Origin of the sequence: Paraburkholderia caribensis (genome assembly GCF_002902945.1) — a bacterium.
GTDB classification, from domain to species: Bacteria; Pseudomonadota; Gammaproteobacteria; order Burkholderiales; family Burkholderiaceae; genus Paraburkholderia; species Paraburkholderia caribensis.
Genome location: NZ_CP026101.1, coordinates 884,613 through 906,741, shown reverse-complemented (window position 1 = coordinate 906,741; position 22,129 = coordinate 884,613). Strand labels below are relative to the sequence as shown.

18 protein-coding genes are annotated in these 22,129 nt (G+C 64.3%); 9 read left to right on the top strand and 9 right to left on the bottom strand.

Annotated features, from left to right (window positions below; all coding sequences use genetic code 11):
* Positions 1–13: 13 nt before the first annotated feature.
* A complete protein-coding gene (locus tag C2L66_RS04025) occupies positions 14–1,441 on the bottom strand; it encodes a gamma-glutamyl-gamma-aminobutyrate hydrolase family protein (RefSeq protein ID WP_060601847.1) in 1,428 nt (475 codons plus the stop codon).
* Positions 1,442–1,602: 161 nt separating this feature from the next.
* Positions 1,603–3,360, bottom strand: coding sequence for a cation:proton antiporter (locus C2L66_RS04020; protein ID WP_060601849.1), 1,758 nt, complete (start codon positions 3,358–3,360; stop codon positions 1,603–1,605).
* Between the two features lie 204 nt (positions 3,361–3,564).
* Between C2L66_RS04020 and C2L66_RS04015 the strand changes: the two genes are divergently transcribed.
* From C2L66_RS04015 to C2L66_RS03980, 8 genes are all read left to right on the top strand, one after another.
* On the top strand, positions 3,565–4,965 hold the full coding sequence (locus C2L66_RS04015) for an amidase (RefSeq protein ID WP_060601856.1): 1,401 nt from the start codon (positions 3,565–3,567) through the stop codon (positions 4,963–4,965).
* A gap of 105 nt (positions 4,966–5,070) precedes the next feature.
* Positions 5,071–5,577, top strand: a complete 507-nt coding sequence (locus C2L66_RS04010; protein WP_054934050.1) for a disulfide bond formation protein B — start codon at positions 5,071–5,073, stop codon at positions 5,575–5,577.
* A 1,159-nt stretch (positions 5,578–6,736) separates the two neighbouring features.
* Positions 6,737–8,284: a xanthine dehydrogenase small subunit gene (gene xdhA / locus C2L66_RS04005; protein WP_082670377.1), complete on the top strand. Its 1,548-nt coding sequence runs from the start codon at positions 6,737–6,739 to the stop codon at positions 8,282–8,284.
* Entirely contained in the window at positions 8,281–10,710 is a 2,430-nt protein-coding gene (gene xdhB / locus C2L66_RS04000) for a xanthine dehydrogenase molybdopterin binding subunit (RefSeq protein WP_060601864.1), read from the top strand. Before xdhA ends, xdhB begins: the two co-directional genes overlap by 4 nt.
* Positions 10,711–10,812: 102 nt before the next feature.
* Complete coding sequence (gene xdhC, locus C2L66_RS03995; protein ID WP_054934053.1) at positions 10,813–11,823, top strand: xanthine dehydrogenase accessory protein XdhC; 1,011 nt, start codon at positions 10,813–10,815, stop codon at positions 11,821–11,823.
* Positions 11,824–11,914: 91 nt separating this feature from the next.
* Complete coding sequence (locus C2L66_RS03990; RefSeq protein ID WP_054934047.1) at positions 11,915–12,955, top strand: adenosine deaminase; 1,041 nt, start codon at positions 11,915–11,917, stop codon at positions 12,953–12,955.
* A gap of 37 nt (positions 12,956–12,992) precedes the next feature.
* Complete coding sequence (gene guaD / locus C2L66_RS03985; RefSeq protein WP_060601866.1) at positions 12,993–14,330, top strand: guanine deaminase; 1,338 nt, start codon at positions 12,993–12,995, stop codon at positions 14,328–14,330.
* Positions 14,299–14,517 carry a hypothetical protein gene (locus C2L66_RS03980; RefSeq protein WP_103323680.1) on the top strand — a complete coding sequence of 73 codons (219 nt, stop codon included), beginning with the start codon at positions 14,299–14,301 and terminating at the stop codon, positions 14,515–14,517. Before guaD ends, C2L66_RS03980 begins: the two co-directional genes overlap by 32 nt.
* 750 nt (positions 14,518–15,267) lie before the next feature.
* Here C2L66_RS03980 and C2L66_RS03975 read toward each other — a convergent pair.
* Entirely contained in the window at positions 15,268–16,509 is a 1,242-nt protein-coding gene (locus tag C2L66_RS03975; protein WP_060601867.1) for an NAD(P)/FAD-dependent oxidoreductase, read from the bottom strand.
* A 121-nt stretch (positions 16,510–16,630) separates the two neighbouring features.
* Here C2L66_RS03975 and C2L66_RS03970 point away from each other — a divergent pair, with 121 nt between their 5' ends.
* Complete coding sequence (locus C2L66_RS03970) at positions 16,631–17,407, top strand: class I SAM-dependent methyltransferase (protein ID WP_082670355.1); 777 nt, start codon at positions 16,631–16,633, stop codon at positions 17,405–17,407.
* Between the two features lie 58 nt (positions 17,408–17,465).
* On the opposite strand, the gene C2L66_RS03965 is transcribed toward C2L66_RS03970, so the two are convergent.
* The 6 genes from C2L66_RS03965 to C2L66_RS03940 all read right to left on the bottom strand — a co-directional run bounded on the left by C2L66_RS03965 (position 17,466) and on the right by C2L66_RS03940 (position 22,104).
* A complete protein-coding gene (locus tag C2L66_RS03965) occupies positions 17,466–17,897 on the bottom strand; it encodes a hypothetical protein (protein ID WP_054934040.1) in 432 nt (143 codons plus the stop codon).
* Between the two features lie 26 nt (positions 17,898–17,923).
* Complete coding sequence (locus C2L66_RS03960; protein ID WP_054934039.1) at positions 17,924–18,352, bottom strand: hypothetical protein; 429 nt, start codon at positions 18,350–18,352, stop codon at positions 17,924–17,926.
* An 89-nt stretch (positions 18,353–18,441) separates the two neighbouring features.
* Positions 18,442–19,677 carry a beta-ketoacyl-[acyl-carrier-protein] synthase family protein gene (locus C2L66_RS03955; protein ID WP_060601870.1) on the bottom strand — a complete coding sequence of 412 codons (1,236 nt, stop codon included), beginning with the start codon at positions 19,675–19,677 and terminating at the stop codon, positions 18,442–18,444.
* The gene (locus C2L66_RS03950; protein WP_060601872.1) at positions 19,674–20,900 is read right to left on the bottom strand and encodes a beta-ketoacyl-ACP synthase; all 1,227 of its coding nucleotides are present in this window, start codon (positions 20,898–20,900) and stop codon (positions 19,674–19,676) included. Before C2L66_RS03950 ends, C2L66_RS03955 begins: the two co-directional genes overlap by 4 nt.
* Positions 20,900–21,625, bottom strand: a complete 726-nt coding sequence (locus C2L66_RS03945) for a 3-ketoacyl-ACP reductase FabG2 (RefSeq protein WP_060601877.1) — start codon at positions 21,623–21,625, stop codon at positions 20,900–20,902. Before C2L66_RS03945 ends, C2L66_RS03950 begins: the two co-directional genes overlap by 1 nt.
* On the bottom strand, positions 21,622–22,104 hold the full coding sequence (locus C2L66_RS03940; protein WP_054934035.1) for a hotdog family protein: 483 nt from the start codon (positions 22,102–22,104) through the stop codon (positions 21,622–21,624). Before C2L66_RS03940 ends, C2L66_RS03945 begins: the two co-directional genes overlap by 4 nt.
* Between the last annotated feature and the right edge of the window lie 25 nt (positions 22,105–22,129).

The following is a 22,129-nucleotide window of genomic DNA, read 5'->3' as shown; positions in this document are numbered from 1 at the left end:
GAAGGCGTGGCAATCAGAAACGCGTTTCGCGCGCGACCCGCAGGAACGTATCGAGCAACGGCGTGCAATCGAGCAGTTCGGGACCGCCCGCGCGGTGGAACTCGGGGTGCCACTGCACACCCATCACGAACGGCGCGCGCCGGTAGCGCACGGCTTCGATGATGCCGTCGTTCCCCGACACCGCCTCGATGTTCAGATCGCGTCCCAGCTGGTTGACCGCCTGGTGGTGGATCGAATTGACGATCGCTTCGCGCCGTCCGGGGAACATGTTGACGAGCGTCGAGCCTTCGGGGAAATGAATCGAATGTCGATGCTGGTCGTAATGCTCGTTGACGTGGATACCCGCCGTCGGCACATCCGTCGCGATGTCCTGATACAGCGTGCCGCCGAACGCGACGTTGATCAATTGGCAACCGCGGCACACGCCGAGCACCGGCTTGCCCGACTCGATGAACTCGTGCAGCAGTTCGAGTTCGTACATGTCGCGCACGCGATCGCCGGGCCATTCGGGACGCGTCGCCACCTCAGCGTACGACTGCGGCGACACATCGGCGCCGCCTTGCAGCAACAGACCGTCCAGATGCTTCGCATAGTCGCGCAGGCGGATGTTGCTCGGATGCAGCATCCCCTGATGGCCGACCGTCGGAATCATGAAGACGAGCACGTCGCGCGACATCACCCAATGCGCGATCGACTCCTCCAGATATTGCAGCGTCTTGCCGCGCAGGCCTTTCGCACCCGGCTCCGGGTGAAAGATCCGCGCCGACACGCCGATGCGCAACGTGCGCTGCGTGATCCGGCGGCCCGCGCGGTCGAAAATCTGCCGCGCGCGCGCCGCGACGATGCGTCCGAATACGGACCACGCGGAGTCGTTGTGCTTCAGATAGGCAGGCGGCCCCGGCGGATACGCACTGGCCGGTGGCGGATTGGACGCGCCGAAATCCGGCGCCGAGCCGAAGCCCGGGGGCGGAGCGCCGCCGGTTTTACCCGACGCGCCAAGCGTGCCATCGGGCTCGCCGTACGGCTCGCCGCCCGCAGGCGCCTTGGCGGCAGCGTCCGCCGCGCCAGACGCCGCGCTCGCGGCAGGTGCGCCAGCCGTCGCTGCCGTCGCCGCCGCCCGCTCCGCATTCGACACCACCGATTGCACCCGCGCCGCCGCTTCCTGTTGCGCGGCGGCCTGCGCAGCGGCGTTCGTGCGCGCCTGCTCCGCGTCGCTTCGCTGCGCGGCGGCCGCGTTCTCGGGCGTCACGTTGGAGGCGCTTTCGGGGGAGTCGGTGGAAGCGGCTTCTTTGGCTTCCCGTGCGGGAGTGGGCGTCGGCGCGGGGGCCGAGGGCGTCGATGAAGGGGCCGGTGACGATGGCGACCCGGCTGCGCCGGGTTGGCTCGTCGAAGGAGAGGGTGTGCCGGGTGTACCGGCGTTATCGGAGTTGTTCTCGCTCATGACTGTTTGACAGACGCGTCTTCGCGCGTGAACGATTAGACATATCTCATTATCCGCCTCGCGCCCCGCATGGGCAAACCAGCACACAATTCGTCACATCAGGACACAACATGCAACCTTGCGCGAACGTGTCTCAATCGGCGTGACGCGGACGTGCGGCATCATGGATCGGGCTGCTCGTCGAAGGTTTCGCGCAGCGCGATCTGCATCGTCGCGTGAATCCGCACGCACCAGCGCCACAGCAAGGTCAGCAGCAGCGCGGCGACGACCAGCACGGCGACCAGCAGGCCCGTCGGCGGCAGGATCGTGCTCGACAGTGCCGCGACGAGCAGAAACACGCCTAGCATCGAAACGACAGGCACGAGGTCCGAAATGGCGTAGCGGATCGCGCTCGTGAAGCGCCCCGCCTTGGCCGGCTGTACGCTGATTTCAGCCAGCAACAGCGCAAGCGACTTGGTCTTCCGGTAGACGGCAACAAGAAACGGCAGCGAGACGAGCAGCGCCGCGCTCCACAGCACGACGCGCTGCATCGGCTCGGACGGCAGCCATTTCTCAATGAATCCACTTCCGTAAGGCGCTCCATAGGATGCGCCCAGAAAAATCGCAGCGACGATCGCGAGATTGACCGCGATTTGCAGAATGATCCGCCTCGTGAGGCCGAACACGGTCGGCTCGCCCGAAGCCGGCCGCAGACTGCCGAGCCATTGCCCGTACATGCCGAACACGTTGGCGAGCGTGCGCGGCATCGCGCGGCCCAGGCGCTGCGTGAGCGGGTCGGCGGCGCGGATCAGGTACGGCGTGAAGAGCGTCGTCAGCGCGGAGACGGCGACGGCAATCGGATAGAGGAACGCGCTCGTCACTTTCAGCGTGAGACCGAGCGACGCGATGATGAACGAGAACTCGCCGATCTGCGACACCGTCATGCCGACGCGCATCGCCGTGCGCCCGTCCTTGCCCGCGAGGAAGGTGCCGAGCCCGCACGAGACGATCTTGCCGAGAATCACCGCGATCGTGATGACGGCGATCGGCCATGCGTAGTCGACCAGCACGGCGGGGTTGAGCATCAGCCCGATCGTCACGAAGAAGATCGCCGAGAATGCATCGCGCAGCGGCGCGATCAGATGCTCGATGCGGTGCAGGTGGCGCGACTCGGCCATGATCGCGCCGATCAGGAACGCGCCGAGCGCGATGCTGTAGTCGAGCTTGACGACCAGCAGACAGAACGCGAAGCAGAAACCGAGCACGGAGACGAGCAGCATCTCGTCGCTTTGCGACTTTGCGACGTAGTTGAGCGCGCGCGGCACGACCAGAATGCCGACCACCAGCGACACCGTCATGAACAGCAGCAGTTTGCCGAGCGTGACGAACGCGACGCCCGCCGACAGCTCGCCCGTCTGAGCGATGCCCGACAGCAGCACCAGCATCGCGATGGCGAGAATGTCCTCGACGATCAGAATGCCGAACACCAGTTGCGCGAAGCTCTCGCGCTTGAGACCCAGCTCGGAGAGCGCCTTGACGATGATGGTGGTGGACGAAATAGCGAGAATCGCGCCGAGAAACAGCGAGTCCATCGAACTCCAGCCGAACGCGCTGCCGATCTCATAGCCGATCCATAGCATCAGCACGATCTCCGACAGCGCGGCGACGATGGCCGTCGCGCCGACCTTGAACAGCTTGCGCAAGCTGAACTCGAGCCCGAGCGAGAACATCAGGAACACGACGCCGAGTTCGCCGAGCGTCTGGATGGTCTGCTCGTCGTGAATCAGCTGGAAGGGTGGCGTGTAAGGCCCGATGATCACGCCCGCGGCAATATAGCCGAGCACCACCGGCTGTTTCAGGCGATGGAACAGCACGGTGACGACGCCGGCGAGCGCCATCACGACTGCCAGATCCTGAATGAAGCCGATACCGTGGTGCATAGTCTTGTTCCTTACAAAAAGTAATCCAGAACGCGATGGTAACGCACGAACGGTTAAAAACCATTTAGCGAAGCACGAAGAACGAATACCAGCCCAGGCGTTCGGCGAAACTCGCGCCGCGTCGTTCGCTTTTGATCCATTCACGCCGATCGCGCCCGACGCGTCACAATACGGTTCTCGACTGCCCACCTTCGATCTCACGCCATGACCACCGCCACGTCACCCGCCGCGTCACCCGATTCAACGCCCTTCCCGCCGCTCGCCCAGCTCGCCGCCGATCTTGCCGCCGGCCGCACCACCAGCCGCGCGCTCGTCGAAGCGGCGCTCGAACGCATCGCCGATCCCGCCGGCCAGGGCGCCGCCGTTTTCGTGCGGGTCGACGCCAGCAACGCACGAGCCACGGCCGACGCGCACGACCGTCTGCGCGCGGCGGGCACCGTACTGTCGCCGCTCGCGGGCATTCCCGTGTCGGTGAAGGATCTGTTCGACATCGAAGGACAGGTGACGCGCGCCGGCTCGAAAGTGCTCGCGGATGCCGCGCCCGCGACCTCGGACGCCCCTGCCGTCGCGCGGCTCAAGCGCGCGGGCGCGGTGATCGTCGGACGCACGAACATGAGCGAATTCGCGTTCTCCGGCATCGGCCTCAACCCGCACTACGGCAATCCGCTGTCGCCGTACCGGCGCGGCGTGAAGGGCGACGAACGGGTGTCGGGCGGATCGTCGTCGGGCGCGGCGGCGTCGGTGGCGGACGGCATGGCGGCCGTCGCGCTCGGCAGCGACACGGGGGGCTCACTGCGCATTCCTGCCGCCCTGTGCGGCCTGACCGGCTTCAAGCCGACCGCCGACCGCGTGCCGAAGCAAGGCGGCGTGCCGCTCTCGCCGACGCTCGACGCCTTCGGTCCGATCGGCGCGACGGTCGCATGCTGCGCGCTCGTCGACCGGATTCTCGCCGGGCTGGAGCCGGTCGTCCCGGCTGCGCGGCGGCTGGAAGGCGTGCGTCTCGGCGTGCTGAACCATTTCGTGACGGACGATCTCGAGCCGGAAGTCGCGCAGGCCTACGACGCCGCGCTGAAGCATCTGGAGGCGGCGGGCGCGATCGTCAGCGACGTGCGCTTTGCGCCGCTCGACCGTCTCGCCGCGATCAACCGCTTCGGCTTTTCGCCGATCGAAGCTTACGCGTGGCACCGGCCGCTACTCGAAGCGCAGCGCGACGCGTACGATCCGCGCGTGCTCGCGCGCATCCTGAAGGGCCAGCCGGCGACAGCCGCCGACTATCTCGACCTGCTGGCCGAGCGCGCCGCCGTACTGGCCGAAGCGCATGCGATGTGGCAGCGCTTCGACGCCGTCGTCGCGCCGACGGTGCCGATCGTGCCGCCGCGCGTCGCGGGCCTGGTCGACGACGACGAAGCGTTCTTCCGCGCCAACGGCCTCGTGCTGCGCAACCCGAGTGCGTTCAATTTTCTGGACGCTTGCGCGATCTCGCTGCCCTGCCATCCGCGTGGCGGCGCGCCTGTCGGGCTGATGCTGGCCGCCGCGCCGCACGCGGACGACGCGTTGCTGGGAACAGGACGGGCCGTCGAAGCGGTACTGAATACGATTCGCTGAGATTTGTTGACATGGGCGGCGCCACATGCGGGGGCATCGGCATGCGCCGCGTGCTTCGGCTAGAATCGCCGCACCTTTTACCGAACTTCCACCGCTAGCAGGATCATGATTATCGACAACGTTACATTGCGCCGCGAGCGCAGTCTGCTCGTTCTACTCGGTTTGGTCTGTCTCGCGCTCGTTGGGGGCGCGCTTTATCTTCAGTTCGTCGAGCATGAAGATCCTTGCCCATTGTGCATTATCCAGCGCTATTTCTATCTGCTGATCGCGATCTTCGCGTTTCTCGGCGCGCGGATTCGCGGCTGGACGGGCGTGAGGCTGCTCGAACTGCTGGCGCTTTTGTCGGCGCTCGGCGGGCTGGTGACGGCCGCCCGGCACGTGTATGTGCAGTCGCATCCGAACTTCAGCTGCGGGTTCGACGCGTTGCAGCCGATCGTCGATGGTCTGCCGCCCGCTCACTGGCTGCCTGGCGTGTTCAAGGTCGCGGGGCTGTGTGAAACGCCGTATCCGCCGATTCTCGGGATTTCCCTGCCCGGCTGGTCGCTGATCGGGTTTGTGGTGGCGTTTGTTGCGCTTGCTTTTAGTCTTTGGCGGAATCGCCGGGCACGGTAGAGGGTGTCTTTCGGTTGGAGTTGTTGTGGTGCGGGCGTTGCCGGGTGGTGTTTCGGTTTTTGCGCTCGCATCCGCGATTTGCTTTTACTTTCGCTGGCATCCGCGAATTGTTAGCGTTGTTTCACGCGGCGCTGTGCGGGGCGTTCGCCTTTGCGCTGGCGTCCGCGTTTTGTTAGCGCGCTTCAGGCGTCGCCGGTCGGTGTTTTGGGCTTTGCGCTGGCATCCGCGATTCGTTAGCTTGCTTCACGCGTCGCCCCTGTGCGGGGCGGCACCTACTTTTCTTTGCCGCCGCAAAGAAAAGTAGGCAAAAGAAAGCGGCTCACACCGCCAGCCCTTGTTCTTGCCTGAGGGCCCCCAAAGGTTCTTACGCTTCACACGGCAATCACGTCATTCGTGTTCGTTGCAAGCGCTCTGAATGAGCGCCTCACCCGCTTCACACTCCCGCGTCGCAGCACGCCGCGCCAGACAGCCCACCGCCGCCCGGGTGGCAAACTGTGTCTAGGCTTTCGCGCCATACGCGCACCACTCCGGACCGATAGCGCACGCATCCCACCTTGTAAGAGCGCCGAGCCATACGACGCGACAACCTACACACAGTTTGCCACCTGGGCGGCGCATACCATTCGCTACCGCTGGCCCGGGTACGGGTAATTGAAGCGGGTGAGGCGTTTGTTCGAAGCGTTGGCAACGGGCAACAACCGGGGCGCTGGCGTGTGAAGTGTGGGGACGTTGGGGGCCCGTGGGCAAACGTCAAGAATTGGCGGTGTGAGCCGCTTTCTTTTGCCTACTTTTCTTTGCGGCGGCAAAGAAAAGTAGGTGCCGCCCCGCACAGGGGCGACGCTTGAAGCACGCTAACAATACGCGGATGCCATCCGCAAACACCAGCAAACCAAAACCAAACCAAAACCAAACCACAACTACTTACACACTTCAAACCCCCGCCCCACAAGGCTCCGCACGGAAATTCCCACATTCACAGGGCACCACGCCCGCCCCCTTCATGACGACCACCGAATAACCCCCATTCACCCGGGGAAATATTTTTAGGACAAAGTGGTGTTATGTTCGAGCATGGATGGCGATCTACGTGCGCGAGGCCGGCTACGGCGCGACCCCATGCGTAACGCGCGCCCGGTCCGCAATGTCTTCAGGATTCGCCGTGACAACGCAAACCATCCGCTTCTATCACCAGGGAACCGTCCGCGAAATCAGCGGCGCGCCCGCTTCGCGCACCGTGCTCCAGCACCTGCGTGAAGACCTGCGCTGCACAGGCACCAAGGAAGGCTGCGCGGAAGGCGATTGCGGCGCTTGCACGGTCGTCGTCGGCGAACTGGATTCGCGCGGACAACTCGCGCTCAAAGCCGTCAACGCGTGCATCCAGTTCCTGCCAACCCTCGACGGCAAGGCGCTCTTCACGGTCGAAGAGCTGCGCGCCGCGAGCGGCACACTGCATCCCGTTCAGGAAGCGCTGGTCGACTGCCACGGCTCGCAGTGCGGGTTCTGTACGCCCGGCTTCGCAATGTCGATGTGGGCGCTGTACGAGAACCACCCCGCAGGCGCCGGCCTGCCGACCCGCGACGAAATCAACACCGCCCTCTCCGGCAACCTGTGCCGCTGCACCGGCTACCGCCCGATCGTCGAAGCGTCGCAGAAAATGTTCGACGAGCAGCAGTATCCGCGCGTCGCGCTGGACCGCGCCGCCGTCGTCGAGGCGTTGCAATCGATCCAGCGAAACGACACCTTCGAATACCGCGCGCCCGACACGCGCGGCACCGACTACGGCACGCCCGCTTTCTTCGCCCCCGTCACGCTCGACGCGTTCGCCGCGCTGCGCGCGCAGCATCTGCATGCGCGGCTGCTGGCGGGCAGCACCGACGTCGGCCTGTGGGTCACGAAACAGTTCCGCGATCTGGGCGACATCCTGTATATCGGCAATGTCACCGAGCTGAAGACGATCGAACGCGACGCGCAGACGCTGACAATCGGCGCGGCCGTGTCGCTGGAAGACGCGTATGCCGCGCTGACAGCCGACTATCCCGAACTCGCCGAATTGTGGACACGCTTCGCGTCGCTGCCGATCCGCAATGCGGGTACGCTCGGCGGCAACGTCGCGAACGGTTCGCCGATCGGCGATTCGATGCCGGCGCTGATGGCGCTCAATGCGCTCGTCGTGCTGCAGCGCGAGCGCAAGACGCGCACATTGCCGCTCGACGCGTTCTACGTCGGCTACCAGAAGACGGCGCTCGAACCCGGCGAGTTCGTCGCGGCGATCCGCGTGCCGCGCCCCGCGCCGGATCTGCGCTTTCGCACCTACAAGGTCGCGAAGCGCTACGACCAGGACATCTCGGCCGTGTGCGGCGCGTTTGCGCTGCGCATCGTCGATGGCGCGATCGCCGATGCGCGCATCGCATTCGGCGGCGTGGCCGCGACGCCGAAGCGCGCGCAGCACGCCGAAGCCGCGCTCAAAGGCGCGGCGTGGGACGCCGCCACCACGCAACGCGCGATGGACGCGCTCGCCGCCGACTATCAGCCGCTCACCGACATGCGCGCGACCAGCGCCTATCGACTGAAAGTGGCGCGCAATCTGCTGTGGCGCTTCCATCTGGAAACACGCGACGCCAATCCGCTCGCGCTGTGCGACGTCAATGCGTTCGCATTCGACACAGCCGCGATGCCGGCCGCGGGCGCACAGGAGCAGAGGCCATGAACAAGCAGACGGAAGCCTTCGTTCATCACGCGTCGCTTGCCGCACACGACGCACAGGCTGCCATCGGCGTGCCGCTGCCGCATGAATCGGCGACGCTGCACGTGAGCGGCGAAGCGACCTACACCGACGACATCCCCGAGCTGGCGCAGACGCTGCATGCGGCGCTCGGCTTGTCGCGGCACGCACATGCGCGCATCGTGTCGCTCGATCTCGATGCCGTGCGCGCGGCACCCGGCGTCGTCGCCGTGCTGAGCGCCGACGACATTCCCGGCGAAAACAACTGCGGCCCCGTGCTGCACGACGACCCGATTCTCGCCGACGGCGAAGTGCTTTATCTCGGCCAGCCCGTCTTCATCGTCGTGGCGCAAAGCCATGAACTCGCGCGGCGCGCGGCGGCATTGGCGAAAAGCGACGACGTCGTGCGCTACGAGCCGCTCGAAGCCGTGCTTACTGCCGCCGAAGCGAAGGCGAAGAAGCAGTACGTGCTGCCGCCGCTGCATCTGAAGCGCGGTGCGCCTGCGGAGAGGATCGCGCAGGCACCGCACCGGATCGCAGGCACGTTCGAAGTCGGCGGCCAGGAGCAGTTCTATCTCGAAGGCCAGGTCGCGTATGCCGTGCCAAAGGAAATGGACGGCATGCTCGTCTATAGCTCGACGCAGCATCCGAGCGAGATGCAGCACGTGGTCGCGCATATGTTCGGCTGGCCGACGCATAGCGTGATGTGCGAATGCCGGCGCATGGGCGGCGGCTTCGGGGGCAAGGAATCGCAGTCGGCGCTGTTTGCGTGCGCGGCGTCGCTGGCCGCGCACCGCTTGCGTCGCCCCGTGAAACTGCGCGCCGATCGCGACGACGACTTCATGATCACGGGCAAGCGTCACGACGCGATCTACGAATACGAAGCCGGCTTCGACGAGGACGGCCGTATTCTCGGCGCCCGCGTCGAGATCGCGTTGCGCGCGGGGTTTTCGGCGGACCTGTCGGGCGCCGTCGCGACGCGCGCCGTGTGCCACTTCGATAACGCGTACTACCTGTCGGACGTGGACATCGTCGCGCTGCCGTGCAAGACGAACACGCAGTCGAACACCGCGTTTCGCGGCTTCGGCGGCCCTCAGGGCGCGCTCGTCATGGAAGTGATGATGGACGGCATCGCGCGCGAACTGAAGCGCGATCCCCTCGAGGTGCGCCGCGCGAATTTCTATGGCATCGACACGCGCAACGTGACGCCATACGGCCAGACCGTCGAAGACAACGTGATCGCGCCGCTGACGGATGAACTGATCGAGTCGAGCGACTACACAGCGCGGCGCGCGGCGATTGCCGCGTTCAACGCCTCGAGCCCCGTGCTCAAGCGCGGCCTCGCGTACTCGCCGGTGAAATTCGGCATCTCGTTCAACGTGCCGTTCCTGAATCAGGCGGGCGCGCTCGTGCACGTCTACAAGGACGGCTCAGCGCTCGTGAATCACGGCGGCACCGAAATGGGCCAGGGACTGAACACGAAGGTCGCGCAAGTGGTCGCGAACGCATTCGGCCTGCCGCTCTCGCGCGTGCGCGTGACGGCGACGGATACATCGAAAGTGGCGAACACATCGGCCACCGCCGCGTCCACAGGCAGCGACCTGAACGGCAAGGCGGCCGAAGCCGCCGCGCACGCCATCCGGGAGCGCCTCGCGGTGCTGGCCGCGAAAGAACTCGGCGGCGAAGCGAAGGACGTGACCTTCGAAAACGGTGAAGTACGCGCGAACGGTGCGGCGATGCCGTTTGCACAACTGGTCGGCGCAGCGTATCTCGCGCGCATCCAGTTGTGGTCCGACGGTTTCTATGCAACGCCGAAAGTGCATTGGGATGCGAAGACGCTGACGGGCCATCCGTTCTACTACTTCGCTTATGGTGCGGCGGTATCCGAAGTCGTGATCGATACGTTGACGGGCGAATGGAAGCTCGTGCGCGCCGACGTGCTGCACGACGCAGGGCAGTCGATCAATCCCGCCATCGACCTCGGCCAGGTGGAAGGCGCATTCATCCAGGGCATGGGCTGGCTCACGACGGAAGAACTCTGGTGGAACCGCGACGGCCGTCTGATGACGCACGCGCCGTCGACGTACAAGATCCCCGCCGTCAGCGACACACCCGCCGCGTTCAACGTGAAGCTGTACCACAACCCGAACGCGGAGCCGACCGTGTTCCGCTCGAAGGCCGTCGGCGAGCCGCCGCTGTTGCTGCCGTTCTCCGTGTTTCTCGCGATCCGCGATGCCGTCGCGGCCACCGCGCCCGATGCACCGCACGCGCCTGCACTGCGCGCGCCCGCGACGCCCGAGGCCATCCTCGATGCGATCGATGCGCTGAACACAAGCGCGCCTGTTGCAACAATCGCCGCAGTGGCCAGTCCAACTTCGCAGGAACCTGCGGGCGCGGGCACGACCGCCTAGCAATACACATGTGTGGAAGTGCCCGCGCGGCACGACCGCAACGCACACAAGATCAACCGGCTGCGCGGCCAACCCGCGCGGCCCCGTATGGAGAATTGCCGGATGCATGCCTGGCTCACCGATCTGCAGCAACTGCTCGCGCATGGCGACGCCGTCGTGCTCGTGACGGTCGCTCGCGCCGAAGGTTCGGCGCCGCGCGATGCCGGCACGAAGATGATCGTCACGCGCGATTCCGCGCGCCATACGATCGGCGGCGGGCATCTCGAATGGAAAGCGATCGAAAGCGCGCGACGGGTGTTGCGCGACGGCATGCGCGCGCCGAACATGCGGCGGCTCGAACGCTTCGCACTCGGACCGAGCCTCGGCCAGTGCTGCGGCGGCGCTGTCGTGCTCGCGTTCGAGCGGCTCGACATCGGCGACCTCGGTTGGGTGACGTCGCTGGCCAAACGCGTGGCGGCAGGCCAATCGACAGTGCGTAGCGTATCATTCGGCCCCGCACCCGATGCGGTGATGCTGTCCGATCCGGAACCGGGCGTCGAAAGCGCCGACTGTCTGCTGTGGGACGGCGCGGGATTCGACGACAGCAGCGCGCTGCTCACCGAAACCATCGCGCCGCGCGACTTCCCGGTGGTACTGTTCGGCGCGGGGCACGTGGGCGCCGCGCTCGTGCGCGTGCTAGCAACGCTGCCCTGCCACGTGCACTGGGTCGACGAACGCGATGCGCAGTTCCCGGCGCCCGATACGCTCGGCGCGACGAACGTGACGATCGAAGCGAACGACGCACCCGACGAAGCGATCGACAAGGCTGCGCCGCACACGTACTTCATCGTGATGACGCACAACCACGCGCTCGATCTCGATCTGGCCGAGCGCATCCTGCGGCGCGGCGACTTCGCGTTCTTCGGCATGATCGGCTCGCATACCAAGCGCAAGCAGTTCGAGCACCGGCTTGCCGCGCGCGGGTTCGATCCTGCCGCGATTGCGCGGATGAAATGTCCGCTCGGCGTGGACGGCATCGTCGACAAGTCGCCGGAAATCATTGCGATTTCGGCGGCGGCGCAACTGCTGCAGGCTGTCGAGGCCAACGCGGCACACGCGGCGCAGACGGCCTGAACGTCGAACATGCATCGAACGCATTGGGGGACGTCCGACCAGCCATCGGGCGTTGAATACATCAACCGATAACCCGAATCATTGACCGACCATGACGACAACCACACTTTCCCCGCTAGCTCACAAGACGAACGGCGCACCGAAGGCCGAGCTGCACATTCATATTGAAGGCTCGCTCGAACCCGAATTGATCTTCAAGCTTGCCGAACGCAACGGCGTGAAGCTCGCGTACGACTCGATCGAAGCGCTGCGCGCCGCGTACGCGTTCACCGATCTGCAGTCGTTTCTCGACATCTACTATGCGGGCGCGAGCGTGCTGCTGAAGGAAGAAGACTTCTACGACATGACGATGGCCTACGTCGAGCGCGCGCTCGCGGACAACGTCGTGCATACGGAAATCTTCTTCGATCCGCAAACGCATACGGAACGCGGCGTGCCGATTGCGACCGTGGTCGCGGGCATCGAGCGTGCGCTGGCTGAAGCGGAAACACGCGGTCTGACGAGCAAGCTGATTCTGTGCTTCCTGCGGCACCTGTCGGAAGAAGATGCGCTGGCAACCTTCGACGAAGCGCTGCCGTTGTTCGACCAATACAAACACCGGCTGATCGGCGTCGGTCTCGATTCGTCGGAGCGCGGCCATCCGCCGTCGAAGTTCGAGCGCGTGTTCGCCAGGGCTCGCGACAAGGGCCTGAAGCTCGTCGCGCACGCGGGCGAAGAAGGCCCGCCGTCGTACATCTACGAAGCGCTCGACCTGCTGAAAGTGGACCGCGTCGATCATGGTGTGCGCAGCATCGAAGACCCGGCGCTCGTCACGCGGCTTGCCGACACGCGGGTCGCGCTGACGGTGTGCCCGCTGTCGAACCTGAAGCTGTGCGTGTTCGACGATCTGACCAAACACACATTGAAGGCGCTGCTCGACAAGGGCGTTGCCGTCACCGTGAATTCCGACGATCCCGCCTATTTCGGCGGCTACGTCAACGAAAACTACCTTGCGACGATCGATGCTCTCAAGCTCGACGACAGCGAGGTGTACACGATCATCCGCAACAGCTTCGAAGCGTCGTTCGTGACGCCTGCGGAGCGCGACGCGATGATCGCCAGACTCGATGCGCACTGGCGCGCATCCGCTTGATCCCCGCTTGATCTTATAGTTCGGAGACGGTTTCACCATGACTCAAACAGCTTATCGCGCGCAACTGCTGACGTTCAACGGCGACCCTGCGCAATCGTCCCATGCTGCCGTGTTCAACGAAGACGGCCTTCTGATCGTCGAAGACGGACATGTCGTCGCGGCGGGCGCGTATGCGTCCGTCGCTGCGCAGCTCGCGCCCGCCACGCAGGTGATCGAGATGCGCGACAAGCTGATCGTCCCCGGTTTCATCGATACGCACATTCATTATCCGCAGACGGACATGATCGCGTCGCCCGCGCCGGGGCTGTTGCCGTGGCTCGACACGTACACGTTCCCGACCGAGCGCGGTTTCAGCGACGCCGGCGTTGCGCAGGACACAGCGCGCTTTTTCATCGACGAACTGCTTGCGTGCGGCACGACGACGGCACTCGTTTACTGCACGGTGCACAAGCAATCGGCGGATGCCTTGTTTACTGAAGCGCAGCGGCGCAATGTGCGGATGATCGGCGGCAAGGTGCTGATGGACCGCAACTGCCCGGAGTTTCTGCGCGACACGGCGCAATCGGGCTATGACGACAGTGCCGAGCTGATTGCGCGCTGGCACAACAAGGGACGTCAGATGTACGCGCTGACCCCGCGTTTTGCTCCGACATCGACGCAAGCGCAACTCGAAGCGACGGGTGCGCTGGCGAAGCTGCATCCCGATGTGTTCATTCAGAGCCATGTTGCGGAGAATCATGACGAAGTGAAGTGGGTGGCGAGTCTTTTTCCTGGCCATCGCAGCTATCTCGACATCTACGATCACTATGGGCTGTTGCGCCCGCGTGCCGTGTATGGGCACTGTATTCATCTCGATGCTGAGGACCGCCGGCGGATGGCCGAGACGCGTGCCGTTGCGGCGCATTGCCCGACGTCGAATCTGTTTCTTGGAAGCGGCCTTTTTGATTTCGACAAGGCTGGGGAATCGGGTATGCCTGTAGCGCTGGCGACCGACGTCGGCGGGGGTACGTCGTTCTCCATGCTGCAGACCATGAATGAAGCGCATAAGGTTGCGCGGTTGGGTGGGCATCATTTGACCGCTACGCGGATGTTCTGGTTGGCTACTGCTGGCGCGGCAGAAGCGCTTGATCTTGCCGATCGGGTCGGGACGTTGAGGCCTCGGGCTGAGGCGGATTTTGTGGTGCTTGATCCTAAGGCTACGCCGTTGTTGGCGCGTAGGACTGCGCGGACTGAGTCGCTGGAGGAGCTGTTGTTTGCGTTTGCCCTGCTTGGGGATGATCGCGCTGTGTTTGAGACTTATGCCGCTGGGCAGTGTGTGCATCGGCGTGATGATGGCCGGCAGCATGTGGCTGGGAAAGCGCGTATCGCAGCTTGAGGTTTTTTTTGTCTGCGACGCTTTGGGTGGTCTGGCTGTTTTTTGCGCTGGTGTCTGCGGTTTGCTTTTGCTTTTGTTTTTGCTTTCGCTTTCGCTTTCGCTTTTGCTTTTGCTTTTGCTTTTGCTTTTGCTTTCGCTTTCGCTTTCGCTTTCGCTTTCGCTTTCGCTGGCATCCGCGATTCGTTAGCTCGCTTCAAGCGTCGCCCCTGTGCGGGGCGGCACCTACTTTTCTTTGCCGCCGCAAAGAAAAGTAGGCAAAAGAAAGCGGCTCACACCGCCAGTGCTAATTCTCGCCTGAGGGCCCCCAAAGGTTCTTACACTTCACACGGCATCCACATGACCCACGTTCGTTGCTAACGCTCCTGCCGTGCGCCTCACCCACTTCACGTTCCCGCGTCACGGCACGCCTTGCCGCGCAGTCCACCGCCGCCCAGGTGGCAAACTGTGTGTCGGCTTTCGCGCCATACGCGCACCACTCCAGACCAATAGCGCCTGCGTCCCACCCTGTAAGAGCGCCAAGCCATACGACGCGACAACCTACACACAGTTTGCCACCTGGGCGGCACATACCATTCGCTGCCGCCTGACCGGGTACGGGTAATCGAAGCGGGTGAGGCGCGCATTCAGCGCGCTGGCAACGCACACAAACAAGGGCGTTGCCGTGCGAAGTGTGGGGACGTTGGGGGCCCGTGGGCAAACGTCAAGAATTGGCGGTGTGAGCCGCTTTCTTTTGCCTACTTTTCTTTGCGGCGGCAAAGAAAAGTAGGTGCCGCCCCGCACAGGGGCGACGCGTGAAGCACGCTAACAATTCGCGGATGCCAGCGCAAAGACTAAAAACACCAAACCGCGACGCGCGAAGCACACTAACAATTCGCGGATGCGAGCGAAAAGTCAAACGCCCAACGTCGCCAGACAAAAACCAAACCAAACCCAAACCCTAAACCTTGCACACCTCATGCAACGCATTCAACCTACGCCCAGGATCAGCAACAAAAGGATTCGTCTCATCCCACGCATACCCGGCCAGCACGGCGCTGATCATGCGCCGAATCCCTGGCGTCTGTTCGGGATAGAAGATGATGTCCTGCAACTCGCCCGTATACCAGCGCTCGACGAAAGCCCGAAACGTATCGATCCCCTTACGCAGCGGAACATCATAAGCAGACTGCCAGTCAACACACTCGCCAGCAAACTGACGCACAAGCGTCCCAACCGCAAGATGCGCGGAGCGCAAAGCAATCGTCACGCCCGATGAAAACACCGGGTCCAAAAACTCACCCGCATTCCCGAGCAATGCAAACCCCGGCCCATGCAGCCGCTCGACATTCGCCGAATACCCGCCAATATGCCGCACAGGCATCAAAAACGGCGCATTGCCGATCAGGCGATTCAAAGTAGGCTCACTCTGGATCAACGCCCGCAGCTTCCCCTCACGCTCGGCCTCGGGCAAATCGAGAAACGCAGCCTCCGACACGCATCCCACCGACGAGCGCCCGTTCGCCAACGGAATCATCCAGTACCACACATCGCGATGCTCGGGATGCACGGCCACCGTGATCTTGTTGCGGTCGTGCGCGTCGACAGGAATGCCATCGCGCACATGCGTGAAGATGGCCGCACGCGTCGGCATGCGCGTCGGCGCCTCGAGATTCAACAACCGCGGCAGCACGCGCCCAAAGCCGCTGGCGTCGAGTACGAAGCGCGCCTGCACCCGATACGCGTTGCCCGCTTCGTCAGATACATCCAGCACGGGCGCATCGCCCGTCTTCATCGCGTGCACCGTGTGGCCAAAGCGCACGTCGGCACCTTGCTGCACCGCGCAGCGGATCAGCAGATCGTCGAACGTCGCGCGCTCCACCTGGTAGGTCGTGCCCCAGCCTTCCGAATGCTTGTCGCGAAAGTCGTAAGCGCACGACTGGTCGCGATACACGAAGTGCGCGCCGTTCTTGTACTGAAAGCCCGCTTCGACAACGGCCTGAAGCATGCCCGCCTCTTCGAGGTAAGCCATGCTCTGCGGCAACAGGCTTTCGCCAATCGAGAAACGCGGAAAGTGCTGGCGCTCGAGCACGAGCACGGAACGCCCCGCCTTGCGCAACAGCGCCGCCGCAACGGCACCCGACGGCCCCGCTCCGACGATCGCCACGTCCACCGACGCATTCATCGACGAATCCATATTCATTGATCTTCCTTCACATAACGTATTGCGCACGCAACGCTTTCCATCCTTACCAGCGATTACAATGTCGCACAAATATCCAGATCAAAAACCAGCTAAAGACCATCACCGACCGGGGAATAACGTGCAGTCCACCGAATCATCCAGCGTGACGGGCCGCGTAGCGAACAACGTACCGCACGGCGTACCCTTCGTACCGGAAACAGCGTTCGGCGTCTGGTTCCTGCGCACCCATACGTGGGAGCATCACGTGCTGCGCGTCGCAATCAACGACCTCAAACGCCTGATCGATACGCCACTACCCGCTACACCCGTCATCGTCGACGTCGGCTGCGGACAGGGCATTTCGTTCCGGCTGCTCGCGCAAGCGTTCAAGCCGCAACACATCATCGGTATCGATTTTCATGAGCCGTCGCTCGAACTGGCCAGGCAGGCCGCGCAAGTTTGCCGGCAGCATGCCGACACCCGCGCCACCGCAATCGACGTGCTGCACGGCGACTGCGCGAACCTGCCGCTGCCCGACGCGAGCGCCGACATCGTGTTCTGCCATCAAACCTTCCATCATCTCGTCGAGCAGGAACGCGCGCTCGGCGAGTTCCGCCGGGTCCTGAAACCGGGCGGCGTGCTGCTGTTCGCCGAATCGACGGATGCGTACATCAAGTCGTGGGTGATCCGCCTGCTGTTCCGTCATCCGATGCATGTGCAGAAAAGCGCCGACGGCTACCTCGACATGATCCGCCGCAGCGGCTTCACGTTCGGCGCGCACAACGTCTCGCTGCCGTATTTGTGGTGGAGCCGCGCCCGAGACTTCGGCCTGCTCGAACGTCTGCACATCTACACGCCGAAGCCCGGCAAGCGGCGCGAAACGCTCGTCAACGTCGCCGCCGTCAAAAACGATTGACGGCATCGGGCGGCTGCATCGCAGATCGGCGCTGCAACCGCCCACAGCATCTAAACCGTTACTTCTTCAGCGTCACCACATCACCCTTCAACGCAACGCCAGCAATCACCGCGCCCGCACCGCAGGTGAACTCCGTTGCGCTCTCGCGCACTTCGTTCTTGTAGTTGCTCTTGATGTTGATGACGGCGTTGCCGCCTTCCTTGCGCGCGCGATCCTGCAGTTCGATCACGGCCGACAGGAACACGTGCTGGCATGCCGTCTCGTCGCTCTTGCCGAACGCGTTGGTCTTCTTGTTCGTCGCGAACTCGCCGAAACTCTTCACGACGCCCGGATGCTTCTGCCCCGCGAAATACAGCGGGATATCGTCGCCGACTTTGCCCGGCTCGCTCGCAAGCGCGGCGGCGACGGGATAGCTCTCGACGCTGTCGCGCGCAAAAGCGTGCGAGGCGACGCAGGCAACGACAGATGCACAGATCAGGTGACGCTTCATGGTGATTCCCCTCGTGGTTGGAATTGTTATTGCGTTTCGAGCATCACGACATCGCCGCGCACCGCGAGCGTCGATCCATTCAGGCTCGCGCCGCAGGTGAACTCGGTCGAAGAGGCCGATTCGTTATGCTGAAAGCGCGTCCTGATGTCGACGACGGCGTTCGCGTGTTGCGTGCGCGCATAGTCACGCAGTTCCTGCACGGCCTTTTCCAGCGCAATACTGCAGTTGGCCTCCGGGCTGTTTTCCACTTTGCGCAGCACGCGTACGGCAAATTCCTTGTTGCCGAACGACTGCTTGACGGGCGCATGCGCCTGGTCGCCGAAGTAAAGCGCGACGTCTTGTCCGTTCTGCGTCTTGACCGCGGCCGGCATCGGCAGCGATTTGATTTTGGTCGTGCAACCCGCCTGCGTGAGCACGACGGCCGCCACCAACCCCAGTGCGATTTTCGTTTTCATTGTTCGAATTCCCTTTTTAATGTTTATTCTGCGTACTACTGCTTGCTTCGCTTGTCTGCTTGCCTGTAATTGAGCCCGACAGGCGGCGGTCAAATCCTTGCGAACATCAGGCTCGCGCAACTGCCGCCAAAACCGAACGACATCGACAACGCACTATTCACGTGCGCTTCGCGCGTCGCCTGCACGAGCGGCATGGACTGCGCGAGCGGTTCGAGATGCTCGACGCCCGCCGTCCCTGCGATAAAGCCGTCACGCATCATCAGCAGCGTGTAGATCGCTTCGTGCGCGCCGCATGCGCCGAGCGGATGCCCCGTCAAACCCTTCGTCGACGAAAACGGCGGCACGTCATCACCGAACACCGCTCGTAGCGCGCGCAGTTCTTCGACATCGCCGAGCGGTGTCGATGGTGCGTGCGCGTTCAGGTAGTCCGGGCGCGTCTCCGCCTCGTCTAGCGCCGCCTGCATCGCACGCGCGATGCCGTGCGCGTGCGGCGTCACCATGCCCGCGCCATCGGTGCCGTGGCCAAAGCCCGTCACCTCCGCGTAGATGCGCGCGCCGCGCGCCAGCGCATGGTCGAGCGCTTCGAGCACGAGCACGCCGCCGCCCGATGCGATCACGAAGCCGTCGCGCGCGGTATCGTACGGACGCGACGCGCGCGCGGGCGTATCGTTGAAATGGCGCGACAACGCGTGCATCGCGTCGAACATCAGCGTCATGTTGTCGTGCAGGCATTCGCTGCCGCCCGCGAGAACGATCTGTTGACGCCCCGTCTGAATCAGCTGCATTGCCTGGCCGATCGCGAGTGCCGACGTCGTGCAAGCCGACGACGGCGAATACGTGACGCCCTCGATGCCGAACACCTGCGCGACATTCGCCGACGCCGTGCTGCTCATCGCCTGCGGCACCGTGTACGGCGGCGTTTTCTCGACGCCGCGCACATGCGCGACTGCCATCGCCTCGTCGTACGCCGACATCGTGCCAACGCCCGAGCCGATCACGGCGCCGACGTCCGGCGAGCGCAGCAACGCGAGATCGAGGCCCGCGTCGTCAATCGCCTTGCGTGCCGCGTGACAGGCAAAGCGCGCCGTGTCGCCCATGAAGCGTTCGAGCTTGCGTTCGAACGGCGGCTCCCCCGCCACCGACGCCACGCCCGCGACCTGCGTGCCGAATCCGCGCTCACGCCACGCGTCGATGCGCGTGATGCCGCTGCGCCCCGCGCGCAACGCGTCGCTCACGTCGTCGAGCGTATTGCCGATGCACGACACGATGCCCATGCCCGTGACGACCACCCGCTGCAAGCCTCGCGACCCTGGCAAACGCCTCATCGGATGCGCCTGAAAATCAGCGACGTATTGATGCCGCCAAACGCGAAGTTGTTGCTCATCACATAGTCGGCGTCGATGCTGCGCGCTTCGCCCCGGATGTAATCGAGCGGCGCGCACGCAGGATCGACTTCCGTGAGATTGAGCGTCGGCGCGTACCAGTTGCGCTTCATCATCTCGATCGTCCACCACGCTTCGAGCGCGCCGCACGCGCCGAGCGTATGGCCGACGTAACTCTTCAGCGACGAAATCGGCATGCGCTCGCCAAAGGTTTGCGCCGTCGCCTGGCTTTCCGCGACGTCGCCGCGATCCGTCGACGTGCCGTGCGCATTCACATAAGCAATCGCGTGCGCGTCGAGCTTTGCGTCTTCCAGCGCGAGCTGCATCGCGCGCGCCATCGTGGCCGCCGTCGGCTGCGTCATATGCGCGCCGTCCGAATTGCAGCCAAAGCCGACGATCTCCGCATGAATCGTCGCGCCACGTGCCTTCGCATGTTCGTACTCTTCGAGCACGAGCGTCGCCGCGCCCTCGCCGACCACCAGACCGTCGCGCTTCGCATCGAACGGACGCGGCGTCAGATGCGGCTCGTCGTTGCGCGTGCTGGTCGCATAGAGCGTATCGAACACAGCCACAGCGGGCCCCGACAGTTCTTCCGCGCCGCCCGCGAGCATCAGTGTCTGCTTGCCCGTCGCGATCGCTTCATACGCGTAGCCGATCGCCTGACTGCCCGACGCGCACGCCGACGAGGTCGGCACGATGCGGCCTTTCAGGTCCCAGAACAGGCTCACGTTGACGGCCGTGGTGTGCGGCATCATCTGCACGTAGCTGTTCGATGTGACGTTGGACATCGAGCCCGTTTCGAGCATCGTGCCGAAGGCGCGGATCGGTTCGACCGAACCCGACGACGAACCGTACGCGACGCCCATGCGGCCGTCCTTGATCGATTCATCGTTCGCGAGGCCCGCGTCGGCGAGCGCCAGTTCGCTCGCGCGCACCGCGTACATCGACACCGCGCCCATTGCGCGCGTCTTCTTGCGCGGCCAGTCGGCGGGTTGCACGAACGCGGGCAGCGGCGCCGCAAGACGCGTATGCAGCGACTCGAAGTAGTCCCATTCCGGCATGCGCCGCACTGCGTTGCGGCCCGCCTTCAGCGCGGCTTCGATCTCGTCCCAGCGGCTGCCGAGCGCCGTGACGCCACCCATGCCCGTAACGACGACGCGCTTCATCAGATCATCCCGCCATTGACGCCGATCACCTGGCGCGTCACGTACGACGCCGCATCCGACATCAGGAAGCTGACCGCCGCCGCGACTTCAGCCGGTTGCCCGACGCGGTTCATCGGCACGGTCTTCAATGCATGTTCGAGCGGCATGTCGTCGAGCATGCCCGTTTCGATCAGCCCCGGCGCCACGCAGTTGACCGTGATGCTGCGCGACGCGAGTTCGACGGCGAGCGCCTTGGTCGCGCCGATCAGCCCTGCTTTTGCCGCGCTGTAGTTGACCTGTCCGCGATTGCCCATCACGCCCGACACCGACGCGATCGTCACGATGCGGCCGCCCTTTTTCGCGCGGACCATCGGCATGGTCAACGGATGCACGACGTTATAGAACGCGTCGAGACCCGTTTCGATCACGACATCCCAGTCTTCGTCGGTGAGCGCGGGAAAGGCCGCGTCGCGCGTCACGCCCGCACTGCACACGATGCCGTAGTACGGGCCGTGTGCAGCGATATCCGCCTCGAGCACTTCCCGGCAGACGGCGCGCTCGCGCACGTCGAACTGCAGCACGCGCGCCGAGCCGCCCTGCGCCGCGATGCCCGCCGTGACGGCCTCGGCTTCCGTGCGGCCCGTGCGGCAATGAACGGACACCGCGAAACCATCCGCCGCCAGTTGATAGGCAATCGCGCGGCCGATGCCGCGGCTGGCGCCCGTAACCAGAACTCGCCGGCTCATGAACTGATACTCCCTTCGATGAACGTGTGAAAATCGCCCGGTTGATAGACCTTGATGACGGCGTCCGCGTAACGTGTGCCGTCGTGATCGATCGTGCATTCGTAGGCGCTGTGGCCTGCGTCGCTGCGCAGCACTTCCTGCACGTCGATCGTCAGCCGCGCGTCGCGCGCAAACGCACTCACATGCGCCTGGTAGCTGCGCGTGCCGAGCAGCACGCCGGGGCGCGCGCGGCCGCCCGCACGCATCGCCAGCAGCGCCACGTGCGCGGCCACGCCCTGCGCCATCAGCTCGATGCCGATCCATGCAGGCATCGCGCCGTCTTCGTCCGCGTACCATGCGTCGCCGCGCACGGTCGCGTACGCCGTCAATGCTTCGTCGCCGCACGCACTCACCCCGTCGACCAGCAGCATCGTGCCGCGATGCGGCAGGATCGTGTCGATGGGGGGAAAGGCTTCGCTGGTCTCAGGTGTGGCCGTCATATCGTTATGTTCGTTGCTGCGTGCG

What these genes read in the sequence shown, in the direction of transcription:
- xdhC (WP_054934053.1), top strand. Translation starts at nt 10,813, where the DNA reads ATGCATGCCTGGCTCACCGATCTGCAGCAACTGCTCGCGCATGGCGAC.
- C2L66_RS03950 (WP_060601872.1), bottom strand. Translation starts at nt 20,900, where the DNA reads ATGAAGCGCGTCGTCGTTACGGGCATGGGTGGCGTCACGGCGCTCGGC.
- C2L66_RS03975 (WP_060601867.1), bottom strand. Translation starts at nt 16,509, where the DNA reads ATGAATATGGATTCGTCGATGAATGCGTCGGTGGACGTGGCGATCGTC.
- C2L66_RS04025 (WP_060601847.1), bottom strand. Translation starts at nt 1,441, where the DNA reads ATGAGCGAGAACAACTCCGATAACGCCGGTACACCCGGCACACCCTCT.
- xdhB (WP_060601864.1), top strand. Translation starts at nt 8,281, where the DNA reads ATGAACAAGCAGACGGAAGCCTTCGTTCATCACGCGTCGCTTGCCGCA.
- C2L66_RS04020 (WP_060601849.1), bottom strand. Translation starts at nt 3,360, where the DNA reads ATGCACCACGGTATCGGCTTCATTCAGGATCTGGCAGTCGTGATGGCG.
- C2L66_RS03965 (WP_054934040.1), bottom strand. Translation starts at nt 17,897, where the DNA reads ATGAAGCGTCACCTGATCTGTGCATCTGTCGTTGCCTGCGTCGCCTCG.
- C2L66_RS03990 (WP_054934047.1), top strand. Translation starts at nt 11,915, where the DNA reads ATGACGACAACCACACTTTCCCCGCTAGCTCACAAGACGAACGGCGCA.
- C2L66_RS04015 (WP_060601856.1), top strand. Translation starts at nt 3,565, where the DNA reads ATGACCACCGCCACGTCACCCGCCGCGTCACCCGATTCAACGCCCTTC.
- C2L66_RS03945 (WP_060601877.1), bottom strand. Translation starts at nt 21,625, where the DNA reads ATGAGCCGGCGAGTTCTGGTTACGGGCGCCAGCCGCGGCATCGGCCGC.
- C2L66_RS03960 (WP_054934039.1), bottom strand. Translation starts at nt 18,352, where the DNA reads ATGAAAACGAAAATCGCACTGGGGTTGGTGGCGGCCGTCGTGCTCACG.
- C2L66_RS04010 (WP_054934050.1), top strand. Translation starts at nt 5,071, where the DNA reads ATGATTATCGACAACGTTACATTGCGCCGCGAGCGCAGTCTGCTCGTT.
- C2L66_RS03980 (WP_103323680.1), top strand. Translation starts at nt 14,299, where the DNA reads ATGTGGCTGGGAAAGCGCGTATCGCAGCTTGAGGTTTTTTTTGTCTGC.
- C2L66_RS03955 (WP_060601870.1), bottom strand. Translation starts at nt 19,677, where the DNA reads ATGAGGCGTTTGCCAGGGTCGCGAGGCTTGCAGCGGGTGGTCGTCACG.
- guaD (WP_060601866.1), top strand. Translation starts at nt 12,993, where the DNA reads ATGACTCAAACAGCTTATCGCGCGCAACTGCTGACGTTCAACGGCGAC.
- C2L66_RS03940 (WP_054934035.1), bottom strand. Translation starts at nt 22,104, where the DNA reads ATGACGGCCACACCTGAGACCAGCGAAGCCTTTCCCCCCATCGACACG.